Genomic DNA, 16,637 nt, shown 5'->3' with positions numbered 1-16,637 from the left:
AGGTCCCTCGCCCGCCCCTTCCGTCAGCGCGGCCTTAGATGCCACCGCCGCAATGCAACCACGGCCCAAATCGCCTCGACCAGGCCGAACGGCCAGGCGCCCTTCAGGAAGCCGTAGGCGGAGCCCAGCGCACAGGACATCGCAAACAGCAGCACGAACCAGTGGCTGCGGTCCTCCATGGCATAGCAGACCAGCATCGCCGTCACGGCAAGCAGGCCGAATAGTGTCAGTGCATCCATTGTTACCGGTTCACCCCGCAGCGCGACGCGTGTTATGCGCTAACGCCATGCCCGCTCTTATCCTGCCCCTCGTCGATGCTGCAACCCACTGGCCCGAACGCGGAGGGCTGATCGGCCTTGATCTGGGCACCAAGACCATTGGTGTTGCCGTGTCCAATCCGGACCGGCGGCTGGCGACCGGCGTCGAGACCATTCAGCGCAAGCAATTCAAGCAGGACGCGGCGCGGCTCCTGGCGATTGCGACCGAGCGCAAGGTGGTCGGCTTCGTGCTCGGCCTGCCCATCAACATGGACGGCAGCGAGGGCCCGCGCGCGCAATCGACCCGCGCCTTCGCCCGCAACCTCGCCAATCTCACCACGCTCCCCATCGGTCTCTGGGACGAGCGGCTATCGACCGCGGCGGTCGAACGCGAATTGATCGGCATGGATGTCAGCCGCGCCAAGCGCGCCGAGGTGATCGACGAGCACGCCGCGATCTTCATCCTGCAAGGCGCGCTTGACCGTCTCGCCAATTTGCGCACCGGAAACGGCTGACTCGATGGCCGTCGTGATCGCGGCGCTGCTGCCGGTCTTCATCCTCATCGTGCTCGGCGTCGTGCTCCGGCACAGCCTGATGCGGCTCGACACGCAATGGCACGGGCTGGAGCGGCTGACCTATTTCGTGCTGTTTCCGATGCTGCTGATCCAGACGCTGGTGAAGGCCGACCTTTCCAAGGTACCGGTCGCCGGCGTCGGCGGCGCGCTGCTGCTGTCGGCGCTGGCGGTGTCGCTGCTCTGCCTCGCGCTGCGCCCTGCGCTGGCGCGGCTCGACATCGACGGCCCCGCCTTCACCTCGATCTTCCAGGGCGCGACGCGCTGGCAGACCTATGTGGCGCTCTCCGTCTCCGCCAACATGTTCGGCGATGTCGGGCTGGCGCTGGCATCCGTGGCGATGGTCGCGATCATTCCGCTCGTCAACGTGTTCAGCGTCGCGGTGCTGGCGCATTACGCCGCGCCGGAAAAGCAGTCCGCGCGCGCGATCGTGACGACGGTGATCCGCAATCCCCTGATCTGGGCCTGCGCGATCGGGCTCGTCGTCAACATTGTCCATCTGCCGCTGCCGAAGATCTGGCATGAGGTTGCGGACGCGCTGAGCCGGTCATCCCTTGCGATCGGGCTGCTCGTCACCGGTGCGGGCCTGCATCTCAAAGGCCTCCTGCGTCCCAGCCTGAGTGCGACGATCGGCGTCGCCTTCAAGCTGGTCCTGATGCCCGTGCTGGCGCTGGCGCTTGCGGCCTGGTTCGGGCTATCGGGCAACAGTCTGGCAATCGTCGCGATCTGTGCGGCGGTGCCGACCTCCCCCAGTGCCTATGTGCTGGCTCGCCAGATGGGCGGCGATGCGCCGCTGTTGGCGCAGATCATCACGCTACAGACCATCCTGGCGGCGGTCACGATGCCGATTGCGATCGCGCTCGTGGCCTGAGGCTCGTCATTGTGGGCGCCTCCCTCTCCTCGTCATTGCGAGGAGCTCGCGACAAAATTGCGAAGCAATTTTGCGCTGATGCGACGAAGCAATCCAGAATCCCTCCGCGGAAAGATTCTGGATTGCTTCGCTTGCGCTCGCAATGACGGGATGTGGGGGCAACCGCCCTCAGCCGCCCAGCCACATCGTCAGCACCACCGCGGTCATGTTGTTCAGCGCGTGCAGCACGATCGTGAGCCAGAGCGAATTGGCGCGATAGCGCATGTAACCGAACCACAGGCCAATGGTGAAGACCTCGGCGAGGAAGTACATGTCGTATTGAAGATGCACGACCGTCCACACCAGCGACGACAGGATGATCGCGCCGGGCACGCGCAGGAAGCTCGCCGACCAGCCGCGATAGAGGAAGCCGCGTGCCAGCACCTCTTCCGACATCGGCGCCGCCACGCTGAAGGCGAACAGCAGCAGGATGGCCGCGCCCTTGTCGCGGCCCGATTTCAACAGGTCGGTCATGAAGCCCGGTGTCGCCTCGCGGCCGAGGCTTCGCGACATCGTCTCCCAGGCCACCACGACGAGGATAAGCCCGACCACGCCGAACAGAAGCTGCTTCCAGGACGGCCAATGCAGCGCGAGATAGTCGACGAAGGAGGCCTTCTTGATGCGGATGGCGAGCCATACCGCCGCCAGCGTCGCCGGCAGGCCCATGATGACCGACAGCGCGAGCGCTGCCGGCTCCCGGCCGACCGACTGGATCGAGGCCATGTCGATCGGAAGGCCGCGCAGCGCGGCCAGCAGCAGGATCGCCCCGACCTGGCCGACGAACATCGCGACGAAGATGAGAAGGCCCCACAGCGCCGTGCCGAAGAACTTCCAGACGCGCGGCGCGGGATCCGCGGGCGTCATGATCAGTGGCGGATGCTCGGGATTGAGGGAGTCCATCAGGGGGCTTTCGTCAGGAGCAGCGAAACATCGGAAGGTCGTCATGCCCGGGCTTGTCCCGGGCATCCACGTTCTTCATGCCGCGCAGCAAGACGTGGATGGCCGGGTCAAGCCCGGCCATGACGGAATGGAGAGAGCTCGTCCCTTTCAAGGCAGCGCCCTCTCCAGCAGCGCGCGCACGTCACCGCTCTCAAGCTCGACCGCGCCGTACATACTGGCGTGGTTCGCGGCGAGGCGCGTGGCCGCGAACAATTCGGCATGGCGCGGCGACACGCCGTTGAGCGCCGCGGCCGCGGCAAGCAGCGCCAGCTTCTCGACCGCGAGCCGCGCGACGCGCTCGCCGTCGGCGCGGCGGAAGGTCTTGCCGATGAACGCCGCCGCCTCGCCTGCCCCCGGCAGACCTTTGGTCTCGGCGGCAAGCGATTGCAGCACCGCCGTCGCCGCCTCCGGCTCGCGCGACAGCGCGCGCAGCACGTCGAGGCACATCACGTTGCCCGAGCCCTCCCAGATCGCGTTGACCGGCGACTCCCGGTAGTGGCGCGCCAGAATGCCGTCCTCGACATAGCCGTTGCCGCCCAGGCACTCCATCGCCTCGTAGAGGAAGGCGGGCGCGCTCTTGCAGGTCCAGTATTTGATCGCGGGCGTGAGCAGCCGCATATAGGCGGCCTCCGCCGCATCGTGCGGGGTGCGGTCGAAGGCGCGGCAGAGCCGCATCACCAGGGCGACGCTGGCCTCCACATGCAGCGCCATGTCCGACAGCACCGCCTGCATCAAGGGCTGATCGGCCAGATGCTTCTGGAACACGCTGCGGTGACGCGCATGATGCAGCGCATGCGCGAGCCCCGAGCGCATCAGGCCGGTGGAGGCAATCGCGCAATCCTGCCGCGTCAGCTGCACCATCTGGATGATGGTGCGGATGCCCTTGCCCGCCTCGCCGACCGCTTGCGCATAAGCGCCGACGAACTCGACCTCGGAGGACGCATTGGAGCGGTTACCGAGCTTGTCCTTCAGCCGCTGGAACTGGATCGCATTGACCGACCCGTCGGGCGCAAAGCGCGGCATGAAGAAGCAGGTCAGCCCCTCGTCGGCCTGCGCCAGAACCAGGAACGCATCGCACATCGGCGCCGACATGAACCATTTGTGGCCGGTGACGCGATAGGCGTCGCCGTCGCGCACCGCGCGCGTCATGTTGGCGCGCACGTCGGTGCCGCCCTGCTTCTCGGTCATGCCCATGCCGAGCGTCATGCCGCGCTTGTCCCACCACGGCGCGAATGTCGGATCGTAGCTCCTGGTCGACAGCACCGGCATCACGCGCGCCAGCAGATCCGGCTGCATCGCCAGCGCGGCGACGGAGGCGCGCGTCATCGTGATGGGACAGAGATGCCCGGTCTCGACTTGCGAGGCGATGTAGAATTTTGCGGCGCGGATGACCTCGGCGGCATCGCCCGCAGGCTTCCCCTCCGCCGTCCAGGTCGAATTGTGCACGCCCGCATGCGCGCTGTGCGCCATCAGCTCGTGATAGGCGGGATGAAACTCGACCTGGTCGCGGCGATTACCCTTGGCGTCGAAGCTGCGCAGTTTGGGGGTGTTCTCGTTCGCCGCGCGCCCGCGATCGGCCATCGCGGCCGAGCCCCAGTGCTTGCCGAACTCGGACAGCTCCCGCTCCGCCGTAGCGCCCCCATTCGCCTTGACCGCCTCGACCAGCGGCCGGTCCACGGCAAACAGATCGACATCCCAAAACGGCGGCGATTGGTTGAAAACCTCGTGAGTTGCGAAGCTGGGCTGGGTCATCTTGCTTCCCCGGCGCGGAATCAGTTCCGCCGCGGCTGGATCGGGAAATCATAGGCCGCCCCGCCTGCCCCCGGCAGCGAAAAATGCCACCACTCCTTCGAATAGTTCACAAAGCCTTGCTTGGCCATCGCAGCCACCAGCCGCTTGCGCCAGGCGCGTTGGTCGGGTGTGATCGACGGTGCTGCGGTATGGCCCTTCGTGTCCGTACAGTCGTAGCCGGTGCCCATGTCCACGCTGCCCTCCGGTGGCCGCGCCTCGACCGGTGCCGTGCAGTCGGCATAGGTTTTCGACGGATCATATTTGCCGGAGTTGTCGGCTTTGAGATCGACCAAGGTGAGATCGAGCGCCGCACCCGTCGAATGCTGCGAGCGGCTTGCGATGTAGCCGAGGCGAAACAGCTCGGTCTTGGGAATCCTGGGATTGTAGCGCTGCTCGGCGGCCGTCTCGCGGCCGTTCTGCGACCACGCGACCATGTCGAGCGAGGCCCGCGCCGGCCGGTAGCAGTCGAGCATCTTGAGCGACAGGTTTTGCGCGGCGAGGTCCTGCTGGACCGCCTTCAACCGCAGCCCCACCTCGCGCTTCACCACGCACTCGCCGGCGCCGTAGCCCGCGAGCGGACGGCCGACGAAATTGTTGGATGTGGCGTAGCGGATGTCCTGGATGATGGTTGGATCGATGTCGCGCAAATAGCCGAAGCCGCCGGGGAGCGACTGGGCTGAAGCGGATGAGATTGAAGCGATCGCTAAAAGTGCGATCAAAATTGATTTGGCCGAGCGCATCCAAACTTCCCTGTCATTCCGGGGCGATGCGAAGCATCGAACCCGGAATCTCGAGATTCCGGGTCTGGCGCTTGCGCGCCATCCCGGAATGACGGTGTACCAGACTCCTCAGGGGATAACTCCCCGCCCCGGCATTGGCCCTTGCCCCCCCAGCCATCCCCGCCTATAGCTCTCGTTTTAATGACATCGAAATCGACCTTCGTCCTCGGCCACCGGCATTTGCTGGGCATCGAGGGCCTTTCCGCGGCCGACATCACCGGCCTCCTCGACCTGTCCGAAGAATATGTCGAGCTCAACCGCCAGGTTGACAAGAAGCGCACCGTCCTGCGTGGACGGACGCAGGTGAACCTCTTCTTCGAGGCCTCCACCCGGACCCAATCCTCGTTCGAGCTCGCCGGCAAACGGCTTGGCGCCGACGTCATGAACATGTCGGTGTCCTCCTCGTCCATCAAGAAGGGCGAGACGCTGGTCGACACGGCGATGACGCTCAACGCCATGCACCCGGACATCCTGGTGGTTCGCCATCACGCCTCAGGCGCGGTGGAACTGCTGGCCCGCAAGGTTGACGGTTCCGTGATCAACGCCGGCGACGGCGCGCACGAGCACCCGACCCAGGCGCTGCTCGACGCCCTGACCATCCGCCGCAACAAGGGCCGGATCGAGGGCCTGGTGGTCGCGATCTGCGGCGACGTGCTGCATTCGCGTGTGGCCCGTTCCAACATCATCCTGCTCAACACCATGGGCGCCCGCGTCCGCGTCGTCGGCCCTTCCACGCTGCTGCCGACCGGCATCGAGCGGATGGGCGTCGAGGTTGCGCGCGACATGCGCGAGGGGCTCAACGGCGCCGATATCGTCATGATGCTGCGGCTCCAGCGCGAGCGCATGAACGGCTCCTTCGTGCCGTCGACCTCCGAATATTTCAACTATTTCGGGCTGGACCAGAAAAAGCTTGGCTATGCCAAGCCGGACGCTCTCGTCATGCATCCCGGCCCGATGAACCGCGGCGTCGAGATCGACACCGCGGTCGCCGACGGCGCGCAATCGCTGATCCGCGAACAGGTCGAGATGGGCGTGGCGGTGCGGATGGCCGTGCTCGAAGCGCTCGCCCGCAACTTGCCGAACGCGTGATGCTCATGCTGACTGACCGCCGTCCCATCCTGCTCGCCAACGCCCGCGTCGTCGATCCCAGCAGGGATTTCGACGGCCCCGGCGATGTCCTGATTGCCGACGGCATCATCCGCGAGACCCGGCGCGGCATCGGCGCTGCCGGCGTCCCCGAGGGCACCGACGTCGTCAACTGCGCCGGCAAGATCGTGGCCCCCGGCCTGATCGACATGAAAGCTTTCGTCGGCGAGCCCGGCTTCAGCCATCGCGAGACCTTTGCCTCCGCGAGCCAGGCGGCCGCGACCGGCGGCATCACCACCATCATCTGCCAGCCCGATACGGAGCCCGTTATCGACAATTCGGCGACGGTGGACTTCGTGATGCGCCGCGCCCGCGACACCGCGATCGTCAACATCCAGCCGATGGCGGCGCTGACCAAGGGCATGCGCGGCGAGGAGATGACCGAGTTCGGCCTGCTCAAGGCAGCCGGCGCCATCGCCTTCAGCGACGGCGACCGAAGCGTCACCAACGCCCAGGTGATGCGCCGGGCCCTGACCTACGCGCGCGATTTCGACGCGCTGATCGTGCATCACGCCGAAGACCCCGATCTCGTCGGCGAAGGCGTCATGAACGAGGGCGAGTTCGCCTCGCGGCTCGGCCTGATGGGCATTCCGAACGCAGCGGAAGCCGTGATGCTGGAACGCGACATGCGCCTCGTCGCGCTGACCGGCGGCCGCTATCACGCCGCCTCGCTGTCCTGCATCGACTCGCTCGACGTCCTGAAGCGCGCCCGCGACGCCGGGCTCGCCGTCAGCGCCTCGGTCTCGATCAATCATCTTGCGCTCAACGAGAACGATATCGGGCCCTACCGGTCGTTCCTGAAGCTGTCGCCGCCGCTGCGCACCGAGGACGACCGCCGCGCGCTGGTCGCAGCCGTCGCCTCCGGCCTCATCGACGTGATCATGTCCGACCACAATCCGCAGGACGTCGAGGTCAAGCGCCTGCCATTCGCGGAAGCCGCTCCCGGCGCCGTCGGGCTCGAGACCATGCTGCCCGCCGGCCTGCGGCTGATGCACAATGGCGAGCTGGACCTGAAGACGCTGATCCGGGCGATGTCGACCCGGCCGGCCGAAATTCTGGGCCTGCCCGGTGGAACCCTGCGCGCAGGTAGCCCGGCGGATGTGATCGTGATCGACCCCGACGTCCCCTGGGTGGTCGATCCCGCCGAGCTCAAATCGCCCTGCAAGAACACCCCGTTCGACGAGGCCCGCTTTACAGGCCGCGTGGTGCGCACCATTGTCGGCGGACGGACGGTCTACGAGCATGTCTAGGGTGACGGTATTGGGTGTCGCCCTGCACCGCGGCAGCGGATCGGGACAGGATCATGCGTGGCGTCGCAGTTCAGCATGGAGATGCGGCCAAGGGATTTGCAGCGATGGGTCTTGAAGCATTTTTGCCGGTAGCGCTCGTCATCGGCTACCTCCTCGGCTCGATTCCGTTCGGGCTGGTCCTGACCAGGCTCGCCGGCACGCAAGATATCCGCTCGATCGGCTCGGGCAGCATCGGCGCCACCAATGTGCTGCGCACGGGACGCAAGAGCCTTGCTGCGGGCACCCTCTTGCTCGATGCGCTCAAGGGCACGGTGGCAGTCGTGATCGCCGGCTCCATCGCCGGCCCCAATGCCGCGATGGTGGCGGGCCTCGGCGCCTTCCTCGGCCATCTCTTCCCGGTCTGGCTCAAGTTCAAGGGCGGAAAGGGCGTCGCCGTCTATATCGGCATCCTGCTCGGCCTGTTCTGGCCGGCCGCATTGGTGTTCTGCCTGCTCTGGTTGGCTACCGCCTTCACCACGCGTTATTCGTCGCTCTCGGCGCTGGTGGCATCCTTCATCACGCCAATTTTCCTGTGGTGGTTCGGCCACCTCGCATTGTCTGCGCTGTTCGCCGTGCTGACGCTGCTGCTGTTCTACGCGCATCGCGAGAACATCAGGCGGCTGCAATCGGGCAAGGAAAGCCGGATCGGCGAGAAGGCCTAGAGCGTTTTCGAGCGAAGTGGATACCGGTTCGCGTCAAGAAAACGCGTCAAAACAAAATCTGACGCCGGGAAAAAGTACGGATACCGCCGCGCTCCTTCCGCATTATACGCCAAATCCTGTTCGCAACTCGCAAGCCAGTCGTGGCCAGAGTGGCGAACGAGTTCCATGCCTGTCATCCTGACAGCGCAAAAGGCGTTACGCGGTTGCTCAGAATGAGCGAGAAGATGGTCGGCGCGCATATCGACGGCGGTTCGCAAGCTGCGCCACGCACCGCGGCGAGCCGACTGCTGTCCATGACGGACATCTGGTCCGATGCGCCCTCACCGCCGGCTCCAGAACCCGCCGCCGTCCCATCGCCAGCGCCGCCGCCCGCACCCGTCGCGCAAGCGCCGCAGCGTGTCGAGGCCGCGACCGTTGCCGCGCCGGTCGCGCGCGATCAGGTACCTTCGAGACAATGGCCACCGCGAAAACTCTCGCTGGCGCTGCAGGGCGGCGGCACCTTTGCCGCCTTCACCTGGGGCGTGCTGGAGCGGCTCTTGGAAGAGCCTGACATCGAGATCGACACGATCAGCGGCGCCAGCGCCGGCGCCGTCAATGCGCTGCTGCTGGCCTGCGGCCTCGCCGAGGGCGGCCGTGAAGCTGCACGCTCGCGGCTGAACCGGTTCTGGGTCCGCCTGATGCACGAGGCCTCGTTCCGCTCGCTGATGCTGGTCGGCGGCTTTTCGCCGACGGGAAGCTCGGTCGCGTTCGGGCCGACGCTGCGATCGGGCCAGTTCGATCCGTTCGATCTCGATCCGCTGCGGCAGGCGCTGTCGCGCGACATCGATTTCGCGGCGCTGCGCGCGGCGAGGTCGCCAAAGCTCCTGATCGCGGCGACGCGGATCCGCGACGGGCAGCAGCAGATCTTTCGCAATGACGCCATCACGACCGACGTCGCGCTGGCCTCGACCTGCCCGCCCCTGGTCCACTGCGCCGTCGAGATCGACGGCGAGGCCTATTGGGACGGCGGCTTCGGCGGCAATCCGCCACTGCTGAAGCTGGCGCAGGAGACGGCGGCGACCGACGTGCTGCTGGTGCAGCTCACCCCGTCCCGCGACAGCTACGTGCCGATCACGCTCGCCGCCATCGACCGCCGGCTCGACCAGATCACCGCCAACGCCGTGCTCAACGCCGAGGTCGCGGCGATCGCATGGGCGCAATCGCACGCCGCATCCTCGCTACGGCTGTCCAGGATCGCGGCGGAAGACTCGATTGAAGGCCTGGCGCAGCGCAGCTCAGCCGATCTCGGCCGCGGCTTCATCCGCCTGTTGCACCGGAGCGGCCGCGAAGCCGCCGGGCGCTGGCTCGGGCAAGGTGCGACAGGCGCCGAGGCCCAACGCGCCCTGCCCACGATCGAGCCAGCACTGTCCTGAGCTTTCAACTCAGGCCGCGACGCCGGCCCGTGCAAGCGTCTCGCTCAGCGGCTCGATCGCCATCCGGTAGCCGGCGAGCCGCGCCACCGGAGCAAGGAGAGCGAACAGCAGCTTCTGAAGCCAGATCGGCACGCCGGCGAGATAGAGATGATCGCGATAGGTGTGCAGCACCAACGCGATCAAAAGAAAGTTCGCCTCGCCGGCACTCGAAAACCACGCGGGCTGCTTGACCGTGAGCGTGGCGAAATTGGCGAAGAAGCGCAGATGCTGCTGCGCCGGGACGAAGGAGATCTCGAGATCGGCATTGCTCTCGCCGACATTGGCAAAATAATGCGGCCGGCCGCGGGGCACGATCGCGGTGCCGCCGGCATCGACCAGTTGCTCGCGCCCGTCGACGACAACCTTGATGCGCCCGCTCTTGACCGCAAAGTGTTCGTCCGCGCCGGGATGAACGTGCACCAGCGCATTGCCGCCGCCCGAGCCGCCTTTTTCGAGGATCACCCCGAAGCGCGCGACGCCGGGATTGTCGAGCGGTCCGGAGAAGACAAAAGTCTCCTTGTTAAAGGCATTGCGCAGCCGCGTGCCGCGGGCGATCTCGGTCAGCATGTTTGCTTCTCCTTGCAATCCAGGGAGATGCGCTGGTAGCGGCCTAGGCGACGAAGGTATTGTAAAAATCCGACGCCGCGAGCTCGGCGTTCCAGGCCCTTACGTTGGCGATCGACGACTGACGGCAGAACGCCTCCGGCGAAGCGCACGCGAGCGTGCGGAAATCGCGGATCAGATGCGCCTGGTCGGTAAAACCGGTCGCGTGCGCGACATCGGCCCAGTCGGAACCGGCGCGGCGCGCGGCAACCGCCCGCTGCATCCGCTCGATCCGCGCAAACTGCTTTGCGCTCGCGCCGGTCTCGGCCTTGAAGCGCCGCTGCAGGCTACGCTCGCCGATGTCGAGATCGCCGGCAAGCCTGCGCATGGAGATCGCCGGATCCCGCCTGATCGCGCGCATCGCCTGCGCGACCAGCGGATCGAGACGGCCGGGCCCTGTCCTCGTCCGGAGGAAGTCTCGCATGCAGGTCACGCGCGCGGCCGCGCTGCCGGCCTCCGCGAGCTGTTCTTCGAGCAGCGCGGCAGCGCCATCGCCAAAAATGTCCGACAGATCGATGCTGGCATCGAGCAGATCGGCAGGCTTCACGCCGAGCACGCGGTCGGCCGCGTCGGCCTTGAGCCGCACCGACACGACGCCGAGCGAACCGCTCGGCTTCAGCACTGCTGCGCGGGTATGCATGCCGTTGATGGTGCGCTTGTAGACGCCGCGTTGCGAGGCCATGGGCGCGCGATAGTGCACGATCAGGACTGGCGACGGCGTCGGCAGAACCTTGATGGTCCGTGCGCAGGCGGCTGCCGCATCGTCGAGATCGGCATCCCAGAGGGACTCGACGATGTCGCCGAGTCCCTCGCCCGCGCCGAAAAATTGCGAGCTGCGTGGGGTCTGTTTGTCTGGGAGAGCCATGAGTTCAGTTGGTCGGCTCAGCCCGGGCGCGGTTGCATCCTTCGCGCTCAAATAAAGTTGAGGTGCCCCGCGTCAGGCCCGCGTCAGCGCGTCCTCCAGGAACCATGCCGCCGCAAGCGCGCCCGTATCGTTGCCGAAGCGCGCGATCACCTGCACGCCGATCGGCAGGCCATTAACCTTCAGCACCGGCACGTTGACGCAAGGATTGCCCATCAGCGTCCAGAGCCGGTTGTAGCGGGGGTCGCCGGTGCTCGCGAGCTCCTTGGCCGGTGCGGTGCCCGGCGCCGAATAGGTCAAGAGCACGTCGACGCCCTCGAACAATTCGCCGAGCTCGCGGCGGCCACGACGGCTGATCCGGCGCGCCTCGTCATAATCCTTCGGCGTCAGGCCGACCGTCGCATCGAGGCTGGCGCGCAGCATCGGCGCGATCTCGTCGTGATGCTCCGAAAACTCCCAGGCGAGCGCGCGATGCGCCTCAAAGTCCTGGACGATCGGATGGATGCGCCAGGCCTCCTGCACCGCTTCGGGCAGGTCGATGATCTGCACGCTGGCGCCGGCGCGCTCGGCCGCCTTGATCGCGGCTTGCAGCCCCTCTTCGGCGGCCGGCTCGACAGCGCCTGCGAACTCCTGCCTGACCACGCCGATGCGCGGCGCCTTGGCCGGGACGATGCCGGAGAATTCGCTGCGGCCCGTCATCGCCAGCAGTCCGCGCGCGAGATCTTCCGCGCGCGCGCCGAACAGGCCGACCGTGTCGAGCGCCCACGAATAGCACTTCACGCCGACCGTCGGCAGCATCCGGAACGACGGCTTGATCGCGGCCGTCCCGCAATAGGCGGCGGGCCGGATCACCGAGCCGCCGGTCTGGGTGCCCAGCGCCAGCGGGATCATGCCGGCACCGACCGCCGCCGCCGAGCCCGAGGACGAGCCGCCCGGGGAATGGCCGGTGTTGTGCGGATTGAGCGTGGGGGTCGGATCGCGCGAGGCGAACGCCGTGGTCGTGGTCTTGCCGATGATGGTGGCGCCCGCCCGCTTCAGCATCATCACGACCGGCGCGTCCGAGCGCGGCTGCCAGCCACGGTAGATCTGCGAGCCCATCTCGGTCGGCATATTGGCGGTGTCGATGATGTCCTTGATGCCGACCGCGATGCCGCGCAGCGGGCCGGAGGCCTGCGCTCTTGCCGATTTGTCGTGGCGGACGAAGGCATGGACCTCTTTCTCCCGCGCCTCGATCGCCGCGTGCGATTGGGCGATGGCGGCATCGGGCGAAAGCTCGCCCGCTTCAATGCGGCGCTGGAGGTCGGCGAGTGAGATCATGGCAATACCCTTCTTATTGGTATCGCTTTTAGCATTGCGATGAGGTCGCGCAAGCGCAAGCGGGCGCGATCAATCCATGCGTGCAGTCAACAGAGACCAACGGCGCGACCAGAGCATTCGTCTCCGCGACGTCGCACAGCTAAGGCCAAAAATGGAAACAGTAACTTTCAATCATTTCTATTTCGGTCACAATTCGATCCGGCCAATCTGAGGACACAACGCAGGGCCCCGCGGCGCGCACTTTCTTCCAGGCCACACGCTTGGTGCGTCACCGCCGTCGGACCTCAACCAAGTACAGGAGCGACTACCATGGACACGACCCGTTATGCTTCCCTCGTTGGCCGGCTGCTGATCGGCCTCCCGTTCGCAATGAGTGGCTTCAGCAAGCTCGCCGCTTATGGTGCGACGACCGCTTACATCGCCTCTGCGGGATTACCGGTGCCACCGGTGGCTTATGCGATCGCAGTGCTCGTCGAGCTCGGTGGCGGTCTCTTGCTTATCGCGGGCTATCAAGCCCGCTCTGTCGCACTGGCGCTCGCCATATTCTCGCTGGCCGCGGCAGCCTCGTTCCACAACAACTTTGCCGACCAGAATCAGATGATCCATTTCCTCAAGAACGTGATGTTGGCAGGCGGCCTGCTTCAGATCTTTGCCTTCGGCGCCGGTGCGCTCAGCCTTGACGCTCGCCTCTTGCGGAGCGGCGCCGCTGTCGCTCAGGCGGCGCACGCTCGTTGAGTGGACGACCTTGCGGAAGACCCGTCGACCACGTCGGGTCTTCCGACAGTGCCTCTAAAGCCTGATCAAGCGCACCTCACTGTTGCCCACGCCCTCAGGTTGCTCCATGCTGCTTCCACAAGGAGACGGCCGTGGACGCATCAACCCAAGTGTGGGGCTGACCGAGACCGAGCGGATGGCGCAAACGCCAGAAGTAACCGATCAATCTTCGATATCGGCAATTCGCCTGATGACGATCACGACGGCGAAGACCAGGCCAAATACGCCGCCAGCAGCTCCGGCCAGGCCAGAACCAAAGGCACCACTTACATCCCGGTCGGATAGAGCGAATACGACCGTTTCAGCCGCTAAGCTCGTCCCAGCGTCACAGCGATTATGATTGCGACGGATGTGAAAAATTCGACCGCAAATCGAAGTGCCATATGTTTTAGAGCGCCGCGAGCGCGGGGCATACGAGTATCGGGACCAGGGGCGGCCGTGCGCGGCAAGCCTTTGCCGATCAATCGGTTCGCACGCGGATTGTCACGGGGATCATCGAGGGCTTTGATGTCTCGTGAGAGTTCTCGTCGCATGATCAGAACGAAAATCAGCACCCAGCATATACATACGCCCCCTCCCAGGTAGATGCTGTAGCTGCCTGCCCATACGGTCAGAAAAAGGCCAACCCAAAAAAGGGATTCGCCAAAAAAGTAACCTGCCCCCAATTTGGCGCGGTCGGCCAAAGACTGCTCACCGGAATCCGCCGGCGTCATCGGTTTGCCTTTCGACGCTCCGCTTCCCGCACCGATCAGCCACTTAATCCAGTAAGATGTGGAGCGTGGTCGTCGCGTGCAACCCCATTTGTTTCGAGCACCACGCCTTCCAATTCCATCGCTGCAATGCACGCAAGGAAGAATGGTGCGGAGACTGTGCCGCGCTTGACCGTCATGGGCATCCGGGCCTCAGTCTCCTTGATGCCCGATCGCCCTTGGCATTGCGACGAGGTCGCCCAAGCGCACGACGCTGTTGCCCACGCCCTCAGGTTGTTCCATGCTGTCGACGCAAGGAGACACCGTGGACGCCATCAATCCCAGTGTGGAGCTGACCGAGACTGAGCGGATCGACCGCCTGCGGCTGATCCGCTCCGACAATGTCGGGCCGCGCACCTTCCGCTCGCTGGTCGATCATTTCGTCAGCGCGCGTGCTGCGTTGGAGCGGCTGCCGGATCTGGCGCGCCGCGGCGGCGCGGCGCGGTCGGGGCGCATCTGCAGCGCGGACGAGGCGAAGGCCGAGCTGGCCGCCAGCCGCAAATTCGGCATTGCCTGGCTCGCGCCCGGCGAGGACGGCTATCCGGCGCGGCTGGCGACGCTCGATGACGCGCCGCCGCTGCTCGCCGTGCGCGGCGATGTCGCGACCTTGATGCGGCCGATGATCGCGATCGTCGGCTCGCGCAACGCCTCCGGCGCCGGCTTGAAATTCGCCGGACAGCTCGCGCGCGAACTCGGCGAAGCCGGTTTCGTCATCATCTCGGGGCTCGCCCGCGGCGTCGATCAGGCCGCCCATCGCACCAGCGTCGAGAGCGGCACGATTGCCGTGCTCGCCGGCGGCCATGACTGCATCTATCCACCGGAGCACGGCGACCTGCTCGCGTCGATCCTCGATCACGCGGGCGCGGCGATCTCCGAGATGCCGCTCGGCCACGAGCCGCGCGCCCGCGACTTCCCCCGCCGCAACCGGCTGATCTCGGGCGCCTCGCTCGGCGTGGTCGTGGTGGAGGCCGCCCACCGCTCGGGCTCGCTGATCACCGCGCGCATGGCGGCCGAACAGGGCCGCGAGGTGTTCGCTGTGCCGGGCTCACCGCTCGATCCGCGCGCCGCCGGCACCAACGATCTGATCAAGCAGGGCGCAACGCTCGTCACTGAAGCTGCCGACGTCATCAACGCGGTCGCACCGATCATCGAGCGGCCGCAGATGATTCCTGCGCGCGAACCCGACAGCGAGCCGTTCGAAAGCGATCCGCAGATGCACGACCGGGACCAGATCATCGGCCTGCTCGGCCCCGCGCCGATCTCGCTCGACGATCTCGTGCGGATGACCGGCGCCTCGCCTGCGATCGTGCGCACCGTGCTGCTGGAGCTCGAACTCGCCGGCCGGCTCGAACGCCACGGCGGCGGACTGGTGTCGTTGCTCTAGTTCTCGCCGCGCTTGTCGAACCGCGTCCGTGCGGCCTCGATCTGCGCCAGATGCTCCATCGCCCACTTGCCGAGCGCCTCAACGGGCCGCGACAGGCCGCGGCCGAGATCGGTCAGCTCATAGTCCACGCGCGGCGGAATGGTCGGGAAGATCGTGCGCGTGACAAGGCCGTCGCGCTCCAGCCCGCGCAACGTCAAGGTCAGCATCCGCTGCGAGATGCCGTTGATCATGCGCTTCAGCTCGTTGAAGCGCTTCGGTCCGTCGCCGAGCATCATGATGACGAACACGCTCCATTTGTCGCCGACGCGGGACAGCACGGAGGCGACCCCGCGGCAGTCCGCATGGTTGGGATCGGGCCTTTGACCCGACCTTGGCGAAGCAGGCAGATCGATGTGCGCAGGTTTCAATAATGTGTCCATGGCTCAAAAAAGTGCGTTCTTGCGGGGATTTCGATGGTCACTCATGTAGTGCGGGTTACAAATCTATACCATGGGTGACCTCAATGAAACTCCTCCATATCGACTCCAGCGTGCTCGGCCCCCACTCCGTCAGCCGGCAGGTTTCCGCCGCCATCGTCGACCGTCTCAAGCAGGCGACGCCCTCGCTGGAGATCGTCTATCGCGACCTGACCCAGACCCCGCTCGCCCACCTCTCCGGCTCGCATCTGGCGGCCGCGCAAGGCGCGCCTGCGCCGACGGAACTCGGACCCGACCTTGCCGCGAGCGCGGCCGTGCTCAACGAGTTCCTCGCTGCCGACATCGTCGTGATCGGCGCGCCGATGTACAATTTCACCATCCCGAGCCAGCTCAAGGCCTGGATCGACCGTATCCTGGTGGCAGGGAAGACGTTCCAATACGGCGCCAATGGCCCGCAAGGCCTTGCCGGCGGCAAGCGGGTGATCGTGGCCATCTCGCGCGGCGGCTTTTACGGCGCGGAGACGCCTTACGCGGCCGGCGAACATCTCGAAACCTATCTGCGCTGGGTGTTCGGCTTCATCGGCATCACCGATCCCGAGTTCATCTCCGCCGACGGCATCCAGGTCGGGCCGGATCATCGTGAGAAAGCGCTGGCTGGCGCACTTCAGGCAGTCACCAGCCTTCAGGCGGCGTGAGGCTCACGCCAACCGCAACGGCCGCTGCCGGATTCCGGCGG

Annotated in this window: 19 protein-coding genes; 9 read left to right on the top strand and 10 right to left on the bottom strand. The window is 66.0% G+C overall.

Annotation, left to right across the window (positions count from 1 at the left end):
• Positions 1–23 precede the first annotated feature (23 nt).
• Positions 24–239 (bottom strand): hypothetical protein, encoded by a 216-nt coding sequence (locus XI08_RS23420; RefSeq protein WP_271576129.1) that lies wholly within the window; start codon positions 237–239, stop codon positions 24–26.
• 47 nt (positions 240–286) lie between these two features.
• Between XI08_RS23420 and ruvX the strand changes: the two genes are divergently transcribed.
• Positions 287–772 (top strand): Holliday junction resolvase RuvX, encoded by a 486-nt coding sequence (gene ruvX / locus XI08_RS23415; protein ID WP_271576128.1) that lies wholly within the window; start codon positions 287–289, stop codon positions 770–772.
• Positions 773–776: 4 nt separating this feature from the next.
• Complete coding sequence (locus XI08_RS23410) at positions 777–1,700, top strand: AEC family transporter (protein WP_271576127.1); 924 nt, start codon at positions 777–779, stop codon at positions 1,698–1,700.
• A gap of 168 nt (positions 1,701–1,868) precedes the next feature.
• Here the strand turns inward: XI08_RS23410 and XI08_RS23405 are convergent, their stop codons facing one another.
• The 3 genes from XI08_RS23405 to XI08_RS23395 form a co-directional block, all read right to left on the bottom strand.
• Positions 1,869–2,639 (bottom strand): CPBP family intramembrane glutamic endopeptidase, encoded by a 771-nt coding sequence (locus XI08_RS23405; RefSeq protein WP_271576126.1) that lies wholly within the window; start codon positions 2,637–2,639, stop codon positions 1,869–1,871.
• A gap of 147 nt (positions 2,640–2,786) precedes the next feature.
• A complete protein-coding gene (locus XI08_RS23400) occupies positions 2,787–4,430 on the bottom strand; it encodes an acyl-CoA dehydrogenase family protein (RefSeq protein WP_271576125.1) in 1,644 nt (547 codons plus the stop codon).
• Between the two features lie 20 nt (positions 4,431–4,450).
• Entirely contained in the window at positions 4,451–5,209 is a 759-nt protein-coding gene (locus XI08_RS23395) for a M15 family metallopeptidase (RefSeq protein ID WP_271576124.1), read from the bottom strand.
• Positions 5,210–5,389: 180 nt separating this feature from the next.
• On the opposite strand from XI08_RS23395, the gene XI08_RS23390 reads away from it, so the two are divergent.
• The 4 genes from XI08_RS23390 (at position 5,390) to XI08_RS23375 (ending at position 9,757) form a co-directional block, all read left to right on the top strand.
• Positions 5,390–6,337, top strand: coding sequence for an aspartate carbamoyltransferase catalytic subunit (locus XI08_RS23390; RefSeq protein WP_027547193.1), 948 nt, complete (start codon positions 5,390–5,392; stop codon positions 6,335–6,337).
• Between the two features lie 5 nt (positions 6,338–6,342).
• Positions 6,343–7,644, top strand: a complete 1,302-nt coding sequence (locus XI08_RS23385; RefSeq protein WP_027547194.1) for a dihydroorotase — start codon at positions 6,343–6,345, stop codon at positions 7,642–7,644.
• A 104-nt stretch (positions 7,645–7,748) separates the two neighbouring features.
• On the top strand, positions 7,749–8,345 hold the full coding sequence (plsY, locus tag XI08_RS23380) for a glycerol-3-phosphate 1-O-acyltransferase PlsY (protein WP_271576161.1): 597 nt from the start codon (positions 7,749–7,751) through the stop codon (positions 8,343–8,345).
• Between the two features lie 212 nt (positions 8,346–8,557).
• Positions 8,558–9,757, top strand: a complete 1,200-nt coding sequence (locus XI08_RS23375; RefSeq protein WP_271576123.1) for a patatin-like phospholipase family protein — start codon at positions 8,558–8,560, stop codon at positions 9,755–9,757.
• 9 nt (positions 9,758–9,766) lie between these two features.
• Here XI08_RS23375 and XI08_RS23370 read toward each other — a convergent pair whose 3' ends face one another.
• From XI08_RS23370 to XI08_RS23360, 3 genes are all read right to left on the bottom strand, one after another.
• Positions 9,767–10,363 (bottom strand): cupin domain-containing protein, encoded by a 597-nt coding sequence (locus tag XI08_RS23370; protein ID WP_271576122.1) that lies wholly within the window; start codon positions 10,361–10,363, stop codon positions 9,767–9,769.
• Between the two features lie 43 nt (positions 10,364–10,406).
• Positions 10,407–11,264, bottom strand: a complete 858-nt coding sequence (locus XI08_RS23365) for a helix-turn-helix domain-containing protein (protein WP_271576121.1) — start codon at positions 11,262–11,264, stop codon at positions 10,407–10,409.
• 72 nt (positions 11,265–11,336) lie between these two features.
• Positions 11,337–12,578 carry an amidase gene (locus tag XI08_RS23360; RefSeq protein ID WP_271576120.1) on the bottom strand — a complete coding sequence of 414 codons (1,242 nt, stop codon included), beginning with the start codon at positions 12,576–12,578 and terminating at the stop codon, positions 11,337–11,339.
• Between the two features lie 309 nt (positions 12,579–12,887).
• Between XI08_RS23360 and XI08_RS23355 the strand changes: the two genes are divergently transcribed.
• Positions 12,888–13,313 carry a DoxX family protein gene (locus tag XI08_RS23355; protein ID WP_271576119.1) on the top strand — a complete coding sequence of 142 codons (426 nt, stop codon included), beginning with the start codon at positions 12,888–12,890 and terminating at the stop codon, positions 13,311–13,313.
• Positions 13,314–13,660: 347 nt separating this feature from the next.
• Here XI08_RS23355 and XI08_RS23350 read toward each other — a convergent pair whose 3' ends face one another.
• Both XI08_RS23350 and XI08_RS23345 read right to left on the bottom strand, forming a co-directional pair.
• Entirely contained in the window at positions 13,661–14,065 is a 405-nt protein-coding gene (locus tag XI08_RS23350) for a hypothetical protein (RefSeq protein WP_271576118.1), read from the bottom strand.
• A gap of 35 nt (positions 14,066–14,100) precedes the next feature.
• Positions 14,101–14,268 carry a DUF6471 domain-containing protein gene (locus tag XI08_RS23345; RefSeq protein ID WP_271576160.1) on the bottom strand — a complete coding sequence of 56 codons (168 nt, stop codon included), beginning with the start codon at positions 14,266–14,268 and terminating at the stop codon, positions 14,101–14,103.
• 74 nt (positions 14,269–14,342) lie between these two features.
• Between XI08_RS23345 and dprA the strand changes: the two genes are divergently transcribed.
• Positions 14,343–15,485, top strand: a complete 1,143-nt coding sequence (gene dprA, locus XI08_RS23340; RefSeq protein ID WP_271576117.1) for a DNA-processing protein DprA — start codon at positions 14,343–14,345, stop codon at positions 15,483–15,485.
• On the opposite strand, the gene XI08_RS23335 is transcribed toward dprA, so the two are convergent.
• Positions 15,482–15,904 carry a winged helix-turn-helix transcriptional regulator gene (locus XI08_RS23335; protein ID WP_271576116.1) on the bottom strand — a complete coding sequence of 141 codons (423 nt, stop codon included), beginning with the start codon at positions 15,902–15,904 and terminating at the stop codon, positions 15,482–15,484. The two genes, dprA and XI08_RS23335, sit on opposite strands and share 4 nt — an antisense overlap.
• Positions 15,905–15,987: 83 nt before the next feature.
• Between XI08_RS23335 and XI08_RS23330 the strand changes: the two genes are divergently transcribed.
• Positions 15,988–16,596, top strand: a complete 609-nt coding sequence (locus XI08_RS23330; RefSeq protein ID WP_271576115.1) for an FMN-dependent NADH-azoreductase — start codon at positions 15,988–15,990, stop codon at positions 16,594–16,596.
• The last annotated feature ends 41 nt before the right edge of the window (positions 16,597–16,637 follow it).

Source organism: Bradyrhizobium sp. CCBAU 11361, assembly GCF_028128935.1.
In the GTDB taxonomy this organism is placed as follows: Bacteria; Pseudomonadota; Alphaproteobacteria; order Rhizobiales; family Xanthobacteraceae; genus Bradyrhizobium; species Bradyrhizobium niftali.
The sequence above is the reverse complement of the archived record's forward strand: the minus strand, read 5'-3'. Positions and strand labels throughout refer to the sequence as shown.